This is a genomic window from Streptomyces jeddahensis, assembly GCF_001642995.1.
Classification (GTDB): domain Bacteria; phylum Actinomycetota; class Actinomycetes; order Streptomycetales; family Streptomycetaceae; genus Streptomyces; species Streptomyces jeddahensis.
In genome coordinates this window covers 1-562 of record NZ_LOHS01000004.1, presented here as the reverse complement: position 1 = coordinate 562, position 562 = coordinate 1, and the positions used below count along the sequence as shown (strand labels likewise).

Below are 562 nucleotides of genomic sequence, written 5' to 3'. Positions count from 1 at the left end.
TGATCTCGACCTGGAGCTGGTCGCGGAGCTTCTTGTCCAGCGCGCCGAGCGGCTCATCCATGAGAATCACCGGCGGGCGGTAAACCAGCGCCCGGCACAGGGCGACACGCTGCTGCTGACCGCCAGACAGCTCACGCGGCTTGCGGCCGCCGAAGCCGGACAGGCCCGCGATCTCCAGCGTCTCCCCCACCCGCCTGCGGATCTCGTCCTTCGGCACTCCGCGCAGGGTGAGCGGGAAGGCGACGTTCTCACTGACCGTCATGTGCGGGAAGAGCAGGTACTGCTGGAAGACGAAACCCAGGCCCCGCTTCTGCGGCGCCAGACGCGTGACGTCACGGTCCCCGACGGTGATGGTGCCGGAGTCGGGTTCACAGAAACCGGCGATCATCATCAGGGTCGTGGTCTTGCCCGACCCTGAGGAGCCGAGGAAGGTGACGAACTCCCCGGCCGCGATCTCCATCGACGCCTCGTCGACGGCGACAACGTCCCCGTACGTCTTACGCAGACCCACCACCGACAGCGATTTGCCGGTCGCGGTGACCGACTTGCCACCGGCCACCTT

General features: G+C 67.1%; 1 protein-coding gene. It reads right to left on the bottom strand.

What is annotated here, in order from left to right; translation table 11 throughout:
- On the bottom strand, nt 1-562 hold a 562-nt coding region (locus STSP_RS00025; RefSeq protein WP_332835339.1), incomplete at both ends, for an ABC transporter ATP-binding protein.